The following is an 893-nucleotide window of genomic DNA, read 5'->3' as shown; positions in this document are numbered from 1 at the left end:
AATTCGAACAGTTGCCAGGAACTCGATGCCGCTTCCCCTCCTCTTTCCAACCCGAATCCGCCAAAAACCGGACGCAAACTTTGAGACGAGCGCCTGGGTCGGCGGGGAAAGGCATAGGGCGCATAATCGACAGGAATTGTACTGCTCGGCACCCGAAGAGAAAGGTACTCGTCCGAGGACGGCCGTCTTGCGAGTTCATCCGGCCTGTAGCTGACTGTCGGTATGGATATCCTTACTGATAGTCGCCAAGTGCGTCGCCTTGAAATTGTGGAGACTGGTCGGCGTCGGCGCTGGTCAGATGCCGAGAAGCTGCGGATTGTCGAGGAAAGTTTTTCGGGTCCGCGGCTGGTATCGGCGACAGCACGGCATCATGGGCTTTCGAAACAGCTTCTGTTTTCGTGGCGCAAGGCCTATCGCGAAGGACCACTTGGCGGCTGTCAGGCAGGTGGATTTGTGCCGGCCGGGATTGTGTCGGAGGTCCAGTCGACGACAGAGCGTGCGGCACCGGCGGCGACTGGCACTCTGGAAGTCGTGACCGCGAATGGCCGACGGGTGATCGTGGATCGCAACGTCGATGTCGCGGTTTTGCTACGGATCATGCGAGGGCTGGAGACACTACGGTGATCCCGATCCCGACGGGCGTGCGAGTGTGGCTGGCGACGGGCCATACCGACATGCGGTGTGGCTTTCCGAGCCTGGCTCTGCGCGTGCAGGAAGTACTCAAGCGCGACGCCATGGGCGGCGGTCTTTTCTGCTTCAGGGGCAAACGCAGCGATCTTGTGAAGATGATCTGGCACGATGGCCAGGGAGCATGCCTGTTTACCAAAAGACTCGAGAGAGGAAAGTTCATCTGGCCGTCGGTTGCCGGTGAATCGGTAACGATCTCTCCGGCG

Annotated in this window: 2 protein-coding genes; both read left to right on the top strand. The window is 59.7% G+C overall.

Features of this window, described 5'->3' with window-relative positions; all coding sequences use genetic code 11:
- Nucleotides 1-222: 222 nt before the first annotated feature.
- Complete coding sequence (gene tnpA, locus FXV83_RS42160; RefSeq protein ID WP_148745876.1) at nucleotides 223-624, top strand: IS66-like element accessory protein TnpA; 402 nt, start codon at nucleotides 223-225, stop codon at nucleotides 622-624.
- Nucleotides 621-893, top strand: a 273-nt coding sequence (tnpB, locus tag FXV83_RS42155; protein WP_148745875.1) for an IS66 family insertion sequence element accessory protein TnpB, incomplete at its 3' end; no start/stop codon positions are given. The genes tnpA and tnpB, both read left to right, overlap by 4 nt.

Origin of the sequence: Bradyrhizobium hipponense (assembly GCF_008123965.1) — a bacterium.
GTDB lineage: Bacteria > Pseudomonadota > Alphaproteobacteria > Rhizobiales > Xanthobacteraceae > Bradyrhizobium > Bradyrhizobium hipponense.
This window is presented reverse-complemented; position numbering and strand designations above follow the sequence as displayed.